14 protein-coding genes are annotated in these 17,487 nt (G+C 41.4%); 4 read left to right on the top strand and 10 right to left on the bottom strand.

Annotation, left to right across the window (positions count from 1 at the left end):
- Window positions 1-42: 42 nt before the first annotated feature.
- The 3 genes from OA34_RS04215 to OA34_RS04205 all read left to right on the top strand — a co-directional run bounded on the left by OA34_RS04215 (window position 43) and on the right by OA34_RS04205 (window position 4,273).
- Window positions 43-2,073: an ATP-dependent helicase gene (locus tag OA34_RS04215; RefSeq protein ID WP_039672753.1), complete on the top strand. Its 2,031-nt coding sequence runs from the start codon at window positions 43-45 to the stop codon at window positions 2,071-2,073.
- Between the two features lie 61 nt (window positions 2,074-2,134).
- On the top strand, window positions 2,135-2,527 hold the full coding sequence (locus OA34_RS04210; RefSeq protein WP_039672752.1) for a rhodanese-like domain-containing protein: 393 nt from the start codon (window positions 2,135-2,137) through the stop codon (window positions 2,525-2,527).
- A 9-nt stretch (window positions 2,528-2,536) separates the two neighbouring features.
- Window positions 2,537-4,273: a thioredoxin domain-containing protein gene (locus OA34_RS04205; protein WP_039672751.1), complete on the top strand. Its 1,737-nt coding sequence runs from the start codon at window positions 2,537-2,539 to the stop codon at window positions 4,271-4,273.
- A gap of 33 nt (window positions 4,274-4,306) precedes the next feature.
- On the opposite strand, the gene OA34_RS04200 is transcribed toward OA34_RS04205, so the two are convergent.
- The 9 genes from OA34_RS04200 to OA34_RS04160 all read right to left on the bottom strand — a co-directional run bounded on the left by OA34_RS04200 (window position 4,307) and on the right by OA34_RS04160 (window position 14,193).
- The gene (locus OA34_RS04200) at window positions 4,307-6,292 is read right to left on the bottom strand and encodes a transporter-like protein (protein WP_286682837.1); all 1,986 of its coding nucleotides are present in this window, start codon (window positions 6,290-6,292) and stop codon (window positions 4,307-4,309) included.
- A 21-nt stretch (window positions 6,293-6,313) separates the two neighbouring features.
- Window positions 6,314-7,141, bottom strand: a complete 828-nt coding sequence (locus OA34_RS13510) for a GGDEF domain-containing protein (RefSeq protein WP_286682836.1) — start codon at window positions 7,139-7,141, stop codon at window positions 6,314-6,316.
- A gap of 265 nt (window positions 7,142-7,406) precedes the next feature.
- On the bottom strand, window positions 7,407-9,278 hold the full coding sequence (htpG, locus tag OA34_RS04190) for a molecular chaperone HtpG (RefSeq protein ID WP_039672749.1): 1,872 nt from the start codon (window positions 9,276-9,278) through the stop codon (window positions 7,407-7,409).
- Window positions 9,279-9,423: 145 nt separating this feature from the next.
- Entirely contained in the window at window positions 9,424-10,113 is a 690-nt protein-coding gene (locus tag OA34_RS04185) for a lysophospholipid acyltransferase family protein (RefSeq protein WP_286682835.1), read from the bottom strand.
- Window positions 10,091-11,197, bottom strand: a complete 1,107-nt coding sequence (locus OA34_RS04180) for a hypothetical protein (RefSeq protein WP_039672747.1) — start codon at window positions 11,195-11,197, stop codon at window positions 10,091-10,093. Before OA34_RS04180 ends, OA34_RS04185 begins: the two co-directional genes overlap by 23 nt.
- Window positions 11,190-11,861 carry a phosphoribosylformylglycinamidine synthase subunit PurQ gene (purQ, locus tag OA34_RS04175; RefSeq protein WP_039672745.1) on the bottom strand — a complete coding sequence of 224 codons (672 nt, stop codon included), beginning with the start codon at window positions 11,859-11,861 and terminating at the stop codon, window positions 11,190-11,192. Before purQ ends, OA34_RS04180 begins: the two co-directional genes overlap by 8 nt.
- Window positions 11,855-12,100, bottom strand: coding sequence for a phosphoribosylformylglycinamidine synthase subunit PurS (gene purS / locus OA34_RS04170; protein WP_039672743.1), 246 nt, complete (start codon window positions 12,098-12,100; stop codon window positions 11,855-11,857). Before purS ends, purQ begins: the two co-directional genes overlap by 7 nt.
- Before the next feature lie 21 nt (window positions 12,101-12,121).
- On the bottom strand, window positions 12,122-12,835 hold the full coding sequence (gene purC / locus OA34_RS04165; protein WP_039672741.1) for a phosphoribosylaminoimidazolesuccinocarboxamide synthase: 714 nt from the start codon (window positions 12,833-12,835) through the stop codon (window positions 12,122-12,124).
- A 14-nt stretch (window positions 12,836-12,849) separates the two neighbouring features.
- Window positions 12,850-14,193 (bottom strand): S41 family peptidase, encoded by a 1,344-nt coding sequence (locus OA34_RS04160; protein WP_039672739.1) that lies wholly within the window; start codon window positions 14,191-14,193, stop codon window positions 12,850-12,852.
- Between the two features lie 227 nt (window positions 14,194-14,420).
- Here OA34_RS04160 and OA34_RS04155 point away from each other — a divergent pair, with 227 nt between their 5' ends.
- On the top strand, window positions 14,421-16,994 hold the full coding sequence (locus OA34_RS04155; RefSeq protein ID WP_039672737.1) for an ATP-dependent Clp protease ATP-binding subunit: 2,574 nt from the start codon (window positions 14,421-14,423) through the stop codon (window positions 16,992-16,994).
- A gap of 39 nt (window positions 16,995-17,033) precedes the next feature.
- On the opposite strand, the gene OA34_RS04150 is transcribed toward OA34_RS04155, so the two are convergent.
- Complete coding sequence (locus OA34_RS04150) at window positions 17,034-17,459, bottom strand: hypothetical protein (protein ID WP_039672735.1); 426 nt, start codon at window positions 17,457-17,459, stop codon at window positions 17,034-17,036.
- Window positions 17,460-17,487: the final 28 nt, after the last annotated feature.

Below are 17,487 nucleotides of genomic sequence, written 5' to 3'. Positions count from 1 at the left end.
TTGGACTACAATTTCGCCTCAAATGTTTTTTCTAGGAATACCATGCCTCTAAGCCGTTTAAATCCCGAACAAAAAAGTGCCGCAACCGCACCGTTGGGGTACAATCTTATTATCGCAAGTGCCGGAACGGGCAAAACGTCTACGATCGTGGCACGTTTAGCCTACTTGCTCGGACGAGGCATCGCCCCTTCTCAAATACTGCTTTTAACGTTTACCAACAAAGCCGCCGCCGAGATGATCGAGCGCGTGGGCGTTTTTTTTAACACGTCGATTACCTCTCAAATCGAATCGGGAACCTTTCATGCGGTCAGTTATCGCTTGCTCAAAAAAATGGGCTACAACATCGTTTTAAAACAGCCTAAAGACCTGAAAATTTTACTCAAAACCATTGTGGAGCGAAGACGGTTCGATCATATCGAATCTGGCGTCAAAGCTTACAGTGCGGGCTATTTGTACGATCTTTTTTCGCTCTATCAAAACAGTACCGTGACGCAAAGCTTTACCGAATGGTTGGCGGAAAATGACAGTGAACACGGCGTTTTTTTCGACATTTACGAAGATATTTTTGAAGAGTTTAAAGCACTCAAACACGAATTCGGATACGTGGATTTTAACGATTTGTTGATTTTGATGCGCGAAGCATTGACGAAAAACGATCTGATCGGTTTTGAGGAAGTCTTAATCGACGAGTACCAAGACACGAACACCTTACAAGGCTCTTTGATCGACGCGTTTCGTTCCAAGTCGCTTTTTTGCGTAGGAGATTACGATCAGAGTATTTACGCCTTTAACGGTGCCAACATCGACATCATCGGCTCTTTTGCGACGCGTTATCCCAATGCCAATGTTTTTACGCTCAATAAAAATTACCGATCATCTCATAAAATTCTCTCCTTAGCCAATCGCGTCATCGAACAAAATCCAAGGCTCTACGAAAAGCACTTGGAAGTCACGCGCGAAGGAGCGTTTGAAGCACCGCAACTGCTGATTTACGATGAGTTGTTCGCTCAATACCATTCCATCGCTTCGTTGATTCGCAATTCCGCCAATCCGCCGCAGGAAATTGCCGTTATTTTCCGCAATAACTCTACCGCGGACGGCATTGAGGCAACGCTACGAGAACAAGGCATTGCCTGTAAGCGAAAAGGAGGCATCAGCTTTTTTGACGCGGCTGAAGTCAAGGCGATGTTAGACCTTGTGGGCGTCGTGGTCAACCCCAAAGATATGATGGCGTTTATTCATACGTTTGAGTATGCTAGAGGCGTGGGGAGTTCTCTTTCGAAAGAACTGTTTGACGCCCTTTTTAAATTGGGCGAGGGCAATATTTACGAAGGGTTTTTTCATCCCAAATCCGGTGTTGAAGACCTGTTTAAAAAACGTCCCAAGAACCATCAGTTAGGGCTTTTTGACGAGATTTGCGATTTGGGGAGCGTGAGCCGTTTTTACAATTTGGGTTTTGAAGAGTTATTTTTATCCAGTCCGATTTTAAAGCACCCGCGTTTGAGCGTTGATGGGGCGAAGTTTTTATACCAATTTTACAAATTTATGAAACATGCCACGCGCATTAAAACGCCGCAAAGTCTCATCAATCACGTTTTAAGCTCCGAAGTATTCAGCGCGATCGCCGAAACTTTGGCACTTAAACGTTCGATTAAAAAAGACGGCAGTGTCGATGAAAAACAAAAAACCGAAGCACGCTCGCGCATCTTTCGCAAAGGGCACCTGCTCAAAGACCTTTCAAGTTCGTACGCTTCGAGCGAGCGTTTTTTAAATGCCTTAACGTTAGGAAGCAACGAAATGAGCGAAGGCGAGGGGGTCAATTTGCTCAGCATTCATGCGAGCAAAGGGCTGGAGTTTAAAGAAGTCTACGTCATCGACCTCATGGACGGACGCTTCCCCAATCGAAAGCTGATGCAAAAGGGTGGAAGTTTGGAAGAAGAGCGTCGCCTTTTTTACGTAGCGACCACACGGGCTAAAGATACGCTTTATCTTTCGTACGCCAAGTACGACAAAATCAAAAAGATCAGCTATACCCATTCACCGTTTTTAGTTGAAGCGGGAATGGTACATTAAGTTTTAAAGTCGTCTCTTACTTTAAACGGATAAAATAACTCCTAAAAATAGAGGAGTTATAATGCGTAAAATCGGTCTCTTTTTAATCTTTCTGAGTTCATTTCTTTTTGCAGATTTGCGAAACGTTGAAGTCGACGAAGCCGTCGTCAAAAGCGGTATAACGGTCGTGGATATTCGCACTAAACCCGAGTGGGCCGATACGGGCGTTGTGAAAGGTGCGGTTTTGTTGACGTTCTTTGACGAGCAAGGACGCTACGATGTCGATGCCTTTTTAAAAGAACTTGACAAACATGTTAGCAAAGACAAAGAGTTTGCTTTGATCTGTCGTACGGGAAGCCGTACCTCTGCCGTTTCGGATTTGCTTTCCAAACAAGGCTACAAAGTCGTAAATCTACGCGGCGGCATGAAATTACTCCTTCAAAAAGGCTACGTACCTACGCCTTACAATCCTTAGGAGTCTAAAATGCACACGAACGAGCTGATACACGAGGATTCTCCTTATCTGTTGCAACACGCGCACAATCCTGTGAATTGGATGGCATGGAGCGATAAAGCCCTTGCCAAAGCCAAAGAGGAAAACAAACTGATCTTTCTTTCCATCGGGTACAGTACCTGTCATTGGTGTCATGTGATGGAGCGCGAAACGTTTGAGGATGAACTCAGTGCAAAAGTGCTCAATGATGCGTATGTGAGCATCAAGGTCGATCGTGAAGAGATGCCAGACCTTGATAAATACTACCAAGACGTGCATTATCTGCTCACCAAACGCGCGGGTGGTTGGCCACTGAGTATCATTATGACACCCACACAGCAAGTCATTTTTGCAGGAACCTATCTGCCGCCGCAAAGCGCACAAGGGCGTATGGGATTTCGTGAACTGACAAGCTTTATCAAAGGCAAGTTTGACGATGCGTACGAAGAGGTGCAAAAAAGTGCCGTAAGCATTGAAGCTGCGATAAAGCAGTATGAGCGCAGTTTTGAGCAAAAAGAGCACATTGATGCAGGCACGGTTCTGGAAACGTTTGTAAGCAAAGTAAAGGCGAGCTACGATGATGTTTCCAAAGGCATCGGAAGTGCACCAAAATTTCCCCATGCGTCGACGTGGAATGCTCTGTTAGACATTTATCAGAAAACGGGTAATCTTGAAGCACTTTACATGAGTGAAGATGCGCTTATGGCGATGGCACGAGGGGGCATTAACGACCAAATTGAGGGTGGTTTTTACCGTTACAGCGTCGATGAAAGTTGGGTGATTCCCCATTTTGAGAAGATGCTTTACACCAATGCCGAACTCATCGAAGTCTATGCTAAAGTGTTTAAAATCACTCAAAAACCGTACTTTCAAGAGGTTATTGACACAACCATCAAAGCGATGGACGAGCGGTTTTTAAAAGAGGGGCTTTACCTCAGTGCAAGTGATGCGGACTCTGAGGGAGAAGAGGGCAAATACTTTGTGTTTGGTTTTAAAGAAACCCAAGAAGCGCTTTTAAAAGGTGGGCTCAGTGAAGTAGAAACGAAAGCCGTGATGGACTATTTTGGCATCACAAAATTTGGAAACTTTGAGCACCAGAGCACCAATCCGATTCTTACATGTAACGAAAAACCTGCCCGTTTTGATGAAGCCATTGCGATTTTAAAAGAGAAGCGTCAAAATGTAGCGTACCCGTTTATCGACACCAAAATTTTGACCGCATGGAATGCGTTGATGGTCACAGCACTCTTTGAGGCGGACAAGGTCGAAAAAGCAAAAAACGTGCTTGATACACTTTTAAACTCTTTACATGTAAAAGGTGTTTTGTACCATCAGATGGTTTTAGGCGGTAGTTTGAAAGTGGAAGCATTGCTCGAAGATTATGCTTTTGTGATCGAAGCGTTACTTCGAGCTTACGCGCACAGCAACGAAGCGCGCTATTTGGAACTGGCAAAGAGACTCAGCCATGAAGCAGAGCAAAAATTCTACAAAGAAGGTACGTGGTACCTCTCCGATAAAGCCTTTCGTGCCAAAGCCGTTTTGGAAGATAACAGCTACAAAAGCCCACTTTCAACGATGATCAAAAATCTTTTTGAATTAGCCAAAATTGAAGATGATACAGTGTTGTTTATAAGAGCTAAAGATATGTTGGAGAGTTTTGGTCTCGGGATTCAAAAGTATGCTCATGCGTATCCCGAAGCGGTGAGGGCAGTTGCACTTTATATGTAAAAGTTAAAAGTTTAGCCCTTTTTTTTAATTCCGTTAAGGTTTTTTACGGCTATATGGAAAAATAAGCTGATAGGGGTTTTTTCGTATTTCATTTAGCAAGAGCTTTAAAAATGAAAAAACATCTCCAAAATAAACATCCCTTGAGAGTAAAGAAACCTTCAGTGCCAACATAAAACTTATGAGTAAATTAACCAATCCAATTAAAAGCACACACGTTAGATAGAAAAAAAACTTATACACTGAACTCTCTAAATGCATTGAAGCATAACCTAAATACGCAGAGGAAAAAGCGACATGTCTAATATCTAAAGGTAAATTAAACATGTTGCCAACAAGTGGGGTAATCCCCAAGAGTACTCCAAAAAAGAAATTTCCTGCTATTGCACCGTGGTTTTCATGCAAATATTTGGCCACTTTTTCTCTTCGTGTATCATTAAGAAATTTTTTTAATAAAGGATGATGATAGTACCTCTGCTTTAACTCAAGCACACCCGCACGATTGTCAAAATATCCAGCAATTAAGCCTGAAAAAAAAAGCCAAACACCCGCAATCACTGCAAAGAAAAGTGCCGAAAAAGGCTCAAGACCTTTTAAATAATATGCTGCTTCTTCATCGGTTAAAATTCCCCCTTGGGCATCTTTCAAAAAATAAGCAATACCAAAAGCAACACAAAGAGCCAAAGAAACATTTCCTACTATTGATATAAATTGTGAGCGACTAACTTGGAAAATAAGTTCCATAAGCTTCTTTGGATTGGCTGTTTTTTTTTCATCTTCTTGCTCAATGGCTCGTGCAAAAGTAGAAGCTGTCATTGCCGGTTGTTTGGTTGCAACGGTAAAGCCTAATAAATGAATTATGACAAAACCTATACCGTAATTGATACTAGCAAAGATAGTTTCAATTCCCTTGGAAAATTCTGCTTGAACGATAGTGATTTTTAAAAGTGCCATTATTGCAATAATAATACCTGCCCCACTAGCACTTAAAAACATCATAGCATACTCTTTGTTAGTGCTTGCAATGTAGTGTTCACCGTGGTCACTTGTATTATTAGCAATACTTTTAGCAACAATACGAATACTTTGTGCAAAAATCTCAGAGAGTGAGTTTTTTGTACTATTCTTTCTGACAGATTCTTTGAAAAGCTTTATAAGTTCTAACCCAGACACATGTGTATCAAAATTTTCAATTAACGCCAAAATAACTTCAAGGCGCTGAATTATTTGCGTAAGACGTTCTAATTGATAAATCAAATCAACAGATATACCATATTCCACAGATTTTTTCTTAAACGTGCTAATTTGCTCATTACACTGTTCAATAAACACACCAATATGCCCAAAATCCATTTTTGTTGAAATGAAGTCTGCTTTTCCTTGTTCAATTTTATAAACAAGCTTACTCACGCTTCGTTGCAATGCAATAAACGCAGAATCTCTGTTTAAAAGTTTTTTATCTAAGCGAATAAAATTATCATCAAACTCTTCTGAAGCAATCCAAATAGATAAAATCTCTGCTGTGTGCAAAAGTTCATTAAAAAGATGATTTTTTGTTTTTTCTAGGTAGTCTTGGCTTGAAAATATCGAAGAAAAAAATTTTATCCATGTTTCATCATCAACACTATCAACCCACACAGAGTCATCTTTTTTCGTAAACAATGTTGCAAGTATATATCGCAAATCGCCTTTTTGAGGAGGATTAGGTAAAAACTTATTGTAAAACCTCTCCCTTACTTCATATGCAAAGCCATTTCCTGAAAAAATACCTAAACTTGTAATATTATTTGATATTTTTGATTCAATAAACAGTAGGTTAATTGAGGCTGAGATGTCCATTGCAACCTGCTCTTTAGTATGAAAAAAATCAATCAATTGATGGATAGCATGTAAACTACTACTTCTATCATCATTTTTAGGTCGTATAAAGGCGACAATATGGCTTAATTTATCGATAATATGCATCTCTTTATTATCGAGGAGAGTTTGTCGTAATATTTTTAAATCGTTTTCATATTCCAAAAGGTAACCTTTAATGTTTAATTATTGATGGACTATGACTTGGTTTTTACCGTTTTCTTTTGCTTTATAAAGTGCTTTATCGGCTAAAGATATCAACGTTTTTGAACTGCATGCTCGTGTACTTTGGCTTATGCCAATACTTACGGTTACCGTAAAGTCATCAAAATGCAAAGATTCAATCGCTTTTCGTATTCTATTTGCAATCTCATAAGCTTCTTCTACTTTGGTATTGGGCATGACAACACTTAACTCTTCACCACCATAACGTGCTGCCAAATCCATCTCTCTAATGTTTTGATTTAAAATATTTCCAATGGTTTTTAAAACCTCATCTCCTTTTTGATGACCATAAGTGTCATTGACCTCTTTAAAATCATCAATATCCATCATTGCAAAACTGACATAACTCTTTTTTCTTTTTGCAGTACCAATCTCTTTTTCCAAAAATACTTCCAAAACATCTCTCGTGTAGAGATTGGTGAGCCCATCTTTTGCTGTAGACTCTGCTAAAAAATTAGCAATACTTTCTTCTATAATTATAGGAAAAAGAAGGATTTTTTGTATATTCTGTAAATAATCCAGTGTCGCTACACTGATTCCCACATCTCGTTGTAATGTATCGTTGAGCTTTTGTTTATGATTTAGAATAGCTTCAAACAAGTCTTTTGCTTCGTCTTCATCAAAAGACTTGTGTGTAAGCGTTAAAAGTATTAAAGAGAAAAACTCATCTTTATTCTTTTCAAGGAAGTGTTCAAACTTTTTTTTATCTTTTACTATGTCCTGAATATCTGACATGTAAAGCTCAGATTTATCAATATTAATAGCATCAAGAATATGTTCCTGCTCCATTTAATTCCTTAAGCAATTTTATTTGTAATTAAAAAAGTATAGAAAAATTATAACATTATTTTTAATATAAGACTGAGCTAGAAGGAATAAGAAGGCCGAAATAATAGGGGCGAAACTTTTAACTTTCTATATTTTCTGCCTACATGTTATAAATGTTGGATGTCGTGTGTGATGTTTTATGAAAATAGAGGTTTGATGTAGCTTAGAAAGGTAAGGGTAGTTCTCTTTTACATGTAAGGAAAAATCCTTACATGTAAAGTATATTTTAAAGTGCTTTCGCGATAAAACGGTTCAAGCGTTTGGCAAACGCTGCGGTATCTTCGATCTTCATACCTTCTTGAAGTTTTGCTTGGTCAAGGAGTAAGAATGCGATGTCATTAAGCTCTAACAAATCAGATTTTGCACTTAACTTTTTGAAAATCTCATGTTCAGGATTGATCTCTAAGATAGGTTTAACGGCTGGGAGATTGTCTTGTCCCATTTGTTTGAGCATCTGTTGCATTTGGAAGTCTGGGTCGTTTTTATCGTACACGAGGCATGAAGGAGAATCACTTAAACGACTTGAAATTTTGACATCTTTGGCATCGTCTTTGAGTATTTCTTTCATCTTCACCAAAATCTCTTTGTAGGTTTTCTCATCCTCTTCGACTTTCGCTTTGTCTTCTTTGATCTCTTCATCAATGTCGGAGTTATTGACTGGTTTGATTGGTGTTTTATCGTATTCGCCGACCATTGGGAAGACGATGGCATCGACTTCTTCATCAAGCAATAACACTTCAATATCTTTGGCTTTAAACTGCTCAATCAGTGGCGAATTGCGAAGGATTTTTTCATTTTCACCCGTAATGTAATAGATGCTTTTTTGATCTTCTTTCATCGCCTCTTTGTACTCTTTAAGGCTCACTAAACCCTCACGTTTTGAGGATTTGAAAAGTACCAATTCAAGGAGTGCTTCTTTGTTTTCCCAGTCGTTGTAAAGACCTTCTTTAATGACACGTCCGAAGTTTTTGTAAAATTCGAGGTATTTTTCAGTGTCTTTTTCTTTAAGAGATTTGAGTTCGCTCAAGATTTTTTTAACCGAAGCTTTTTTGATGGCTTCTAGGATTTTGTTTTGTTGTAAAATCTCACGGCTGACGTTAAGCGGTAAGTCTTCCGCATCAATGATACCGCGAACGAAACGTAAGTAAGTCGGTAAAAGCTCTTTTTCATCGTCGGTAATAAAGACGCGTTTAACGTAGAGTTTAACGCCCGGTTTGTAGTCCATGCGGAAAAGATCGAACGGCGGTTGTGAAGGAATGTAAAAGAGCGTGGTGTATTCATGCGTGCCTTCGGCTTTGGTGTGAATCCACAGTTGCGGTTCGCTACTATCGTGAGAGATTTGTTGGTAAAAGTCTTTGTACTCTTCGGGTTTGATTTGACTTTTTGCTACTGTCCAAAGTGCGCTCGCTTTGTTGATCTGCTCATTTTTGATTTCGCTGCTTTTCTCTTTGCCTTCATCGTCATACTCTTTGACCTCTTTGTCCATAAAAATAGGGAATTGGATGTGGTTGGAGTATTTTTTAATGACGTTTTGAATGCGGTAAAACTCTAAAAATTCATCTTCATCGTCTTTGAGGTAAAGGGTGATGGATGTTCCGTGGCTCTCTTTGGATGTTTCGGCAATTTCATATTCCGCACCGGCTTCACTGCTCCACATGTAAGCTTTTTCTTCACCGGCTTTTTTGCTTAAAACTTCGATTTTATTGGCAACCATAAAGGCTGAGTAAAAACCGACACCAAATTGACCGATGAGGCTAGAGTCTTTCTTTTTGTCGCCGCTAAGGTTTTGCAAGAAGGATTTTGTACCGCTTTTAGCGATAGTTCCGAGGTTTTCGACCAAGTCCTCTTCGTTCATACCGATACCACTGTCGCTGATCGTTAGGGTTTTGGCTTCTTTATTGATCGCAATATCGATACGAGGAACGTAAGAAAGAGCCTTATATTTTTCGTCTGTTAACGTTAGGTAGTTTAGTTTGTCGAGTGCATCAGAGGCATTGGAGACAAGCTCACGCAAAAAGATCTCTTTATTCGAGTAGAGCGAGTGAATCATCAGGTCTAAAAGTTGCGTCACTTCGGTTTGAAAAGGGTGTTTTGACATCGTAGTTCCTTTGTTAATGTATGTATTTGTTGGGTTTTTTCAAATACTTTTAGGTTTGAAAGTATTTTGAAAAATCCGAAAAACGGCGTTATTGTAGCAAAAAATAAAAAAAGAAAACGCCACTTTTGTGACGTTTCTCTTAACGTCACGCTTGGTTTAAATTGCTTTGCAGTGTTTGATTCATCGCGTCGTACATTTTCTCAAACCATTGCTCGTCGGCTTTGGGATCGATGGGATCAAGAAAATGCACATGGACTTCTCCGCCGTTTGCCATAAAGTTTTGCGAGTCGAGAATGTAGCGCGCACCCGTGATGAGAGCAGGTTGTACGACAAGGTCCAATTTTTCCGCCAATGCTTTGGCTCCGCTTTGGAATTTTAAAAGCTTATCGCCTCTTCCTCGTGTGCCTTCGGGAAACATCGCAAGCACACGACCTTCGCTAACGCGCTCTTTGCCTTCTTTAAGCATTTTGATAATGGAGCGTTTATCTTTTCGATCGATCGAAATCATACGCGGTGCCGGGATAATATGCCCAAAAAGCGGGATATCTTCAATCTCTTTTTTAGCGATCCAACAGAGATTTTTAGGGTAAATCGCTTCGAGCGTCACGATGTCGAGCAAACTTTGATGGTTCATGACCAACAAGGTCGTCTTAGGCGAAATGTCGCCGTGGGTAATAATTTTAAATCCGATTAAATAGGTTTGAAGATTGGCCCACGTTTTTCGAATGCCGTGCGTACGGTTTCGAAACAGATACATTAAAACGATCGTGATCAAAACGGTCACGACGAATTCGATCATAACGAAAAAAGCTCTAATTCTGGGTAATATTTTCACGTTGCGTCCATCCTATTTTCCCATCAGGAAGTAAGATTTTGATGTAATTATCGCGATCGCCGAGCCTTTCGACGTCCAGCATTTTATCGTTCGTAAAAAAAACCGTGGAGCGTTCGGTCGGCAAAATCATCAAAGCGCTATTGGCTTTGAGTTTGACTTTATTTAAAGGGTTTTTATCTAAGAAAAACAGTGCCGTAAAAATCAAAACGGGAAGCAGATAGTACCAGCGTCGTTTCTTTAAAAGAATGACAAAAAAGACAAAAGCGAAAACACCGTAAGCGATCGTTTTGTAAAACTCGAAAATACTCTCTTTCGGATTGAGCCCCAGTTGGGTACTGACTTCATCGCTTTCGATGATGACCGGAAGCGTTATTTTTTGAAATTTATTGCTCGGAAGATCAAAATAGGTAAACTCGAATTCGCGTTGATAATTGGGGATAATGGCGTAATAGTAAATCTTCTCGCCGTTAGCGGTTTGAGAGTACGAATCGATGCCGCTTTTAGCGATACCGCCGAGTTTAAAATCTTGCAGATTCGCACCGCTTGTTTCAATCTCCAAAACAACGATGACATTTTTAGCATCGAAAGTCGTCGTTTTGTACTTATTGACGTTAAACGATTGGGCGATAACGTTGCAAAAAAGAGGATCGCTTTTGAGTTGAACGACGGAAGGAAGGCTTAAGCCGATGATTTCGCTCTCTAAGGCTTCTTGATTTTGAATCAACGAGACGCTTAAACGCGGCATGGAAGCATTTTTAGACGTGACTTTGAAAAGAAACGTCGCATAATACGTATTGGAACCCGCAGATTCCCACATCACTTGAGGATTGAGGACGACGACGTTAGAACCTTCGGAAAAAGTGTTGCTTAACGCATCGACTTTGCTCTTGGCAACGATGGCTTTAACTTTAACGCTAAAAACTTGTCCGATATAGACTTTTTGCGGGCTGGATTCGAGCGAGACGAACAGCGATTTGGAGCGTGACGATGTTTCCGCAAAAACCCCTTCTTCGGCATAAAGGCTTTGGAAGAGGATAGCAAGAAGGATAAACGGAAGTAAAAAACTTCGTATAAGCTTAGTCAAGAAAACCTCGGAGCATTTTGACGCCGTCGTCTGAGCCCAAAATCGCTTCAATCGCACGCTCGGGATGCGGCATAAGACCGAAAACGTTTTTGGCTTCGTTACAAATGCCCGCAATCGCGTCGATCGAACCGTTAGGGTTTTGAGGAGTGCCTTTTTCATCGCAATAGGTTAAGAGAACTTGATGCTTAGCATAGAGTTCTTTGAGACCTTCCGGATCGATGTAAAAACTTCCCTCACCGTGAGCGATAGGGATGTTGAGCACTTCGCCAACAGAACATCGGCGTAAAAAGGTATTGTCGTTGTGAACGACTTTTAAGTGATGAAATTGCGAAATAAAATGGACGTTTTCATTACGTTTCATCGCTCCGGGTAAAAGACGTGCTTCGACTAGCATTTGAAATCCGTTACAGATACCGAGTACCTTTCCGCCTTGTTGGGCAAACGCGATGACGGCTTTCATAATCGGTGAAAATTTAGCAATAGCCGCACTTCGTAAATAATCGCCGTAGCTAAAACCTCCGGGGAGAACCACAAGATCGGTTCCCTCGGGTAATTTTTCCTCTTTATGAAAAACCAAAACAACTTCTTGACCCAATTTTTCGAATGCATATTTCGTATCGATTTCACAGTTGGTTCCCGGAAATACCGCGACGGCGACTAACATGCGGGAAACTCGATCGTATAGTTTTCGATAACCGTATTGGCTAAGAGTTCTTCACACATAACGGTTACGCGTTCTTTTGCCTTGGCTTGATCGTCGGTCGCAACGTCAAGAATAATCTGCTTTCCGATGCGTACGTCGCCGACTTCGTCAAATTTGAGCGAAGCGAGCGCATGATGGACGGCTTTTCCTTGCGGGTCGAGGACGCCGTTTTTCAGTTGAATATTGACAATAACTTTCATCGTTTCGTTTTCCTTCAGTATTTAGTGCGAGAGTATACGTTTTAAAACCTCTTCGTAAGCGACTTTGACGCTGCCGAGACCTTGTCTAAATCTATCTTTATCGAGTTTTTCGTTGGTATCCATATCCCAGAAGCGACAGCTGTCGGGGCTGATTTCATCGGCAAGGAGAATCGTGCCTTCTTGATCGACGCCAAATTCGACTTTAAAATCGACGAGTTTGAGTTTGCGTTCTGCGAAAAAGCTTTTCATGATTGCGTTGATTTCGCGACCCAAACGTTTGAGTTCTTCAAGATCCGATTCGCTTTTGACGAGATTGAGCAATAAACAATGTTCGTCGTTGATAATAGGATCACCGAGTGCATCGTCTTTATAATAAAATTCTACCAAGGTAAACGGAAGAACCGTACCGTCTTTGATACCCAGACGCTTCGCCAATGAACCGGTTGCGATGTTACGGACGACCACTTCGATAGGAATAATTTTAACTTTTTTAATCAATTGGTGCGTATCGTCAAGCGTTTTGACCAAATGCGTTTGGATACCGTGTTGTTCCAAAAGATGAAACAACTGCGTACTGATTTTACAGTTGAGTGCGCCTTTTCCTGCTTCATTGCCTCTTTTTTCGGCATTAAATGCCGTCAAATCGTCTTTAAACTCGGAAATCAAGAGATTTTCGTCATCGGTTACAAAAAGTTTTTTACCTTTACCTTCGTATATTAACGCACCTTTGTTCACAGAAAGCTCCTCGCTTATTTTTTAATAGAAAGTACCTTGATAATGTCAACGGCACTTTTGAGTTGTAAATCTTTGTAAAGATTCTCTTGGGTTACGATCTCTTTATTGGTTGTTTTAGAGTCCTTACCGCCCTTCGCTTTTGTTTTTGCCTCTTTCGTATCCGCGACCGCGGTTGTTTTATTTTCGTCTACTTTTTTAAGTTCACTTTCAAGGTGTTTTTTCAAATCTTTTTCTTTAATCGTCTGTTCGTTGGTTTTATTCGGTACGTCGCCGGGATAAACGACGATGTCCGGCACGACGCCTTCGGCTTGAATGGTACGACCGCTTGGGAGGTAATAACGTGCGATGGTTAAGCGGATGGCTTCGTTATCGACGACGGGAAGAATGGCTTGAACGCTACCTTTACCGAACGTTTTTTCACCGACGATGACCGCGCGTTTGTGGTCTTGTAACGCACCGCTGACGATTTCGCTGGCACTGGCACTTCCGCCGTTGACGAGAACAACCAACGGTTTTTTGGTAATCATATCGGCTTTGTTGGCTTTATATTCGGCATTTTCGGACTCGACGCGTCCTTTTTGCGAAACGATGATGCCCTCGTCGACGAAAAGGTTGACCAATCCGACGGCTTGGTTGAGAAGGCCTCCGGGATTGTTGCGGAGATCTAAAATAATACCTTTAACGTTTTTGTTTTTGTTGATCGCTTCTTGAACGTCGCCTACGATGTTTTTATCGAAGTTAACGACGCGAACGTAAAGCATGTTTTCGTTTTCAACCGTTTTGGTATAAACCGATTCGATTTTAATAATATCGCGGACGATGGAGATGAGTAGGGGTTTTGTCTCGCCTTCGCGTACCAAGGTTAACTCGATACCGGTACCGGGTTTACCTCTCATGATATTGACCGCTTCGTCAATCGTCATATTGAGCGTTGATTGTTTATTGATTTTTAGGATAATGTCTCCGGCTTTGACTCCCGCTTTATCCGCAGGCGTTCCTTCCATCGGAGCGATAACGGTTAAGGCACCGTCTTTTTGACCGACGGTAATTCCTAAACCGCCGAATTCGCCTTCGGTTTGAATTTTAAGGTCTTTAAGATGTTTCTCGTCTAAGTATGAGGAGTGTGCATCAAGGTTGGTTAAAAGTCCTTCGATCGCTTTTGTGACGATATCGTCGATTTTAAGGTCGTCGACGTAGTATTTTTCAATCGTAGCCAAAACACGCGTAAATTTGGCAAGCGATGCAAGGCGACTTTTTTCTCCTTCGGGAGTGTCTGCGAAGAGTGTCGAAGAAAAAAACGTTATGAGGGCTACAAACGTAGCGGTGAAGCCGAGAGCGGCAAAAGATGGATGTTTCATAGGGTGTGTTTAACTCCTAGCAAGAGATGCATATATTTGGAGTGTTGATTATAGTGGAAGTTCCCTAAAATTTCTATGAAATCCAAGGGCGGATCGGTAGGTTTAAAACGTTTGACAGGTCGGTATTTAATGCTAAAATAGTCACCATACATAATGCCTTAGTGCTAAATAAACTTGACAACAATAGACTAAAGTTATATAATACCGTAAAAATCAAAGGAGATGCGATGAACTCACTTTTTGAACAACTTACCAATCAAATGCGCGAAGCGATCGAAAGTGCTATTAGCCTATCTTTACATTCGAAAAATCAAGAGGCAACCCCTTTACATGTAGTTTGGGGATTGATTACCAATTCGGCTTCGATTCTCAATCAAGTCTTTACTAAAATGAACATCGATAAGAGTGCTATCGAACTTGAAGTCAAAAGCGAAATTCAAAAATTACCGACGGCTTCTTCGGTGACGAAAGAGAATATTACCGTTTCACGTGCCTTAGTCGAGACGCTTCAAAAAGCCGAAGGCTTAATGAAACAAAAAGGCGACAGCTATTTATCGGTCGATACGTGGCTTTTGGCAAACGTCGACAACGATCCTTTTAAAAAGATTTTGGGTAAATACTTAGACTTATTGCAATTTAAAAAGAATCTTGAAGCGTTGCGCGGCGGTAAAAAAATCGATAAGCAAAGTGCGGACGACAATCTTGAGTCTTTGGATAAATACGGTATTAATTTGACCAGACTTGCGAGCGAAGGCAAACTTGATCCGGTGATCGGACGCGACGAAGAGATCAGTCGTATGATGCAGATTTTGATTCGTAAGACGAAAAACAATCCGATCTTAATCGGCGAACCCGGTACGGGTAAAACGGCGATTGCCGAGGGATTAGCCTTGCGTATCGCGCACAACGACGTGCCTTTAAGCTTGCAAAACAAAAGCGTGATCGCGCTTGATATGAGTGCGTTAATCGCCGGAGCCAAATACCGCGGCGAGTTTGAAGACCGACTCAAAGCCGTCATCGACGAAGTGAAAAAAAACGGCAATATTATCTTGTTTATCGACGAAATTCACACCATCGTCGGTGCGGGTGCCAGCGAAGGCAGTATGGACGCGGCGAATATCTTAAAACCAGCCCTTGCCAGAGGCGAGCTTCACACGATCGGTGCGACGACCTTAAAAGAGTACCGCAAGTATTTTGAAAAAGATGCGGCTTTGCAACGTCGTTTCCAACCGGTCACGGTCAACGAGCCGAGCATCAACGAAGCGTTACAGATTTTACGCGGTATTAAAGAGCATCTTGAAGCCCACCATAACGTTAGCATTCAAGACTCCGCACTGGTCGCGGCGGCAAAGCTGAGTTCGCGTTACATTAGCGATCGTTTTTTACCGGATAAAGCGATCGATTTGATCGACGAAGCCGCGGCAGAACTTAAAATGCAGATCGAAAGCGAGCCCACCGAGCTGAGCCGTATTAAACGCTCTATCAGTACGCTGATGGTTGAAAAAGAGGCACTTTTGATGGAAAAAAACAAAAAGAACGACGAGCGTTTGCATGCCATTGAAAAAGAGCTTAGCGATGCTAAAGAGAAGATGCACGCGCTTGATGCACAGTTTGAAAACGAAAAGAGCGTTTTTAACGACATCGCTTCCATTAAAAGCCAAGCGGAAGCCTTGAAACGAGAAGCGGAAAGTGCGAAAAAACGTAGCGAGTTTAACAAAGCCGCCGAGATCGAGTACGGTAAGCTACCTGAACTCTTAAAACAAGAGGACGAGCTTAAGGCTAAATGGGAAAAGATGCAAGAGAGCGGGACGTTGCTTAAAAACAGCGTCGATGAAGAGATGATCGCAACGATCGTCAGTAAATGGACGGGCATTCCGGTGACGAAAATGCTCCAAAGCGAGAAGACGAAAGTTTTACATGTCGAAGCGTATCTCCAAAAAGAGGTTATCGGGCAAGACGAAGCGATCAAGGCGATCGGTCGTGCGATTAAACGTAATAAAGCAGGTCTTAGCGAGCAAAACAAGCCGATCGGCAGTTTTCTTTTCTTGGGGCCTACGGGCGTGGGTAAAACGCAAAGTGCTAAAGCGTTGGCAAACTTTTTGTTCGATACGACCAAAGCGTTGATTCGTTTCGATATGAGCGAATATATGGAAAAACATTCGGTCAGTCGTTTGGTCGGTGCGCCTCCGGGCTACGTCGGTTACGATGAGGGTGGACAACTCACCGAAGCGGTGCGTCGTAAACCCTACAGCGTCGTATTATTCGACGAGATTGAAAAAGCGCATCCGGATGTCTTTAACATCTTGCTTCAGGTACTCGATGAAGGACGTTTGACGGACAATAAGGGCGTGACGGTCGATTTTAAAAATACGATCATCATTTTAACGTCCAATATCGCCAGTAGCAAAATTATGGAGTTTGAGGGTTCAAAACGCCAAGAAGAGGTGATGAAAGAGCTTCGTGCCTACTTTAAACCCGAATTTCTCAATCGTTTGGACGATATTGTGATCTTCAATCCGCTCACCGAAGACGGCTTGAGAGAGATCGTGAGCATTATGTTTAAAGAGATCGAAACTAAACTCGCCGGCAAAGAGATCAAAGCCGAATTGACGACTACCGCAAAAGCGTTGATCGCCGAGGCGGGATTTGATCCGGTCTATGGAGCGCGTCCTTTGAAACGTGCTTTGTATGAGTTAGTGGAAGACAAATTAGCGGAGCTGATTTTGGAAGATCGGTTGCATGAGGGCGAAAATATCGTTATCGATGCCCAAGAGGGCAAAATCGTTATTCGAAAAAAGTAAGCCTTAAAAGTTACATGTAAGCCTTACATGTAACTTTTTTTAGGGTTGGCAATCTTTGTATTGAACGGAAAATTTAAACAATTCGGTGTTGTTTAGATCGTAAAAAACGTAAACGAAAACGGCACCGTGTTTTAACAACTGCTTGATCTCTTCATCGCTACACAAATAGCTTCGATTGTTCTCAAACGTCGTTTTGATGAGCGTACCTTTGTCGGTTTTCAGGATGGTTTGAATCATTTCGTTATGTGAATTGATGCGGTTACGGTACTCGATCGCGTTTTGAAAACTCACGACGTCCACGAGCGTGGTATAGTCGTCGAGAAGCATCGGAATATGCTCTTTGGTGCCGTCTTTGATAATCGATAAAATTTTAGGAATATCTTCCTCTTTGAAATTATCGTCGTCGGTGACGTCATTGGCGAAAAGCGACGTGAGAAGTGCTACAATAATCGCGTATTTTTTCATAACCTTATTCCTTTGAGCGAATTTTACT

This window comes from Sulfurospirillum sp. MES (assembly GCF_000789415.1).
GTDB lineage: Bacteria > Campylobacterota > Campylobacteria > Campylobacterales > Sulfurospirillaceae > Sulfurospirillum > Sulfurospirillum cavolei.
Note: the sequence above shows the minus strand (reverse complement) of the source record. Positions and strands in the feature narration are given on the sequence as shown.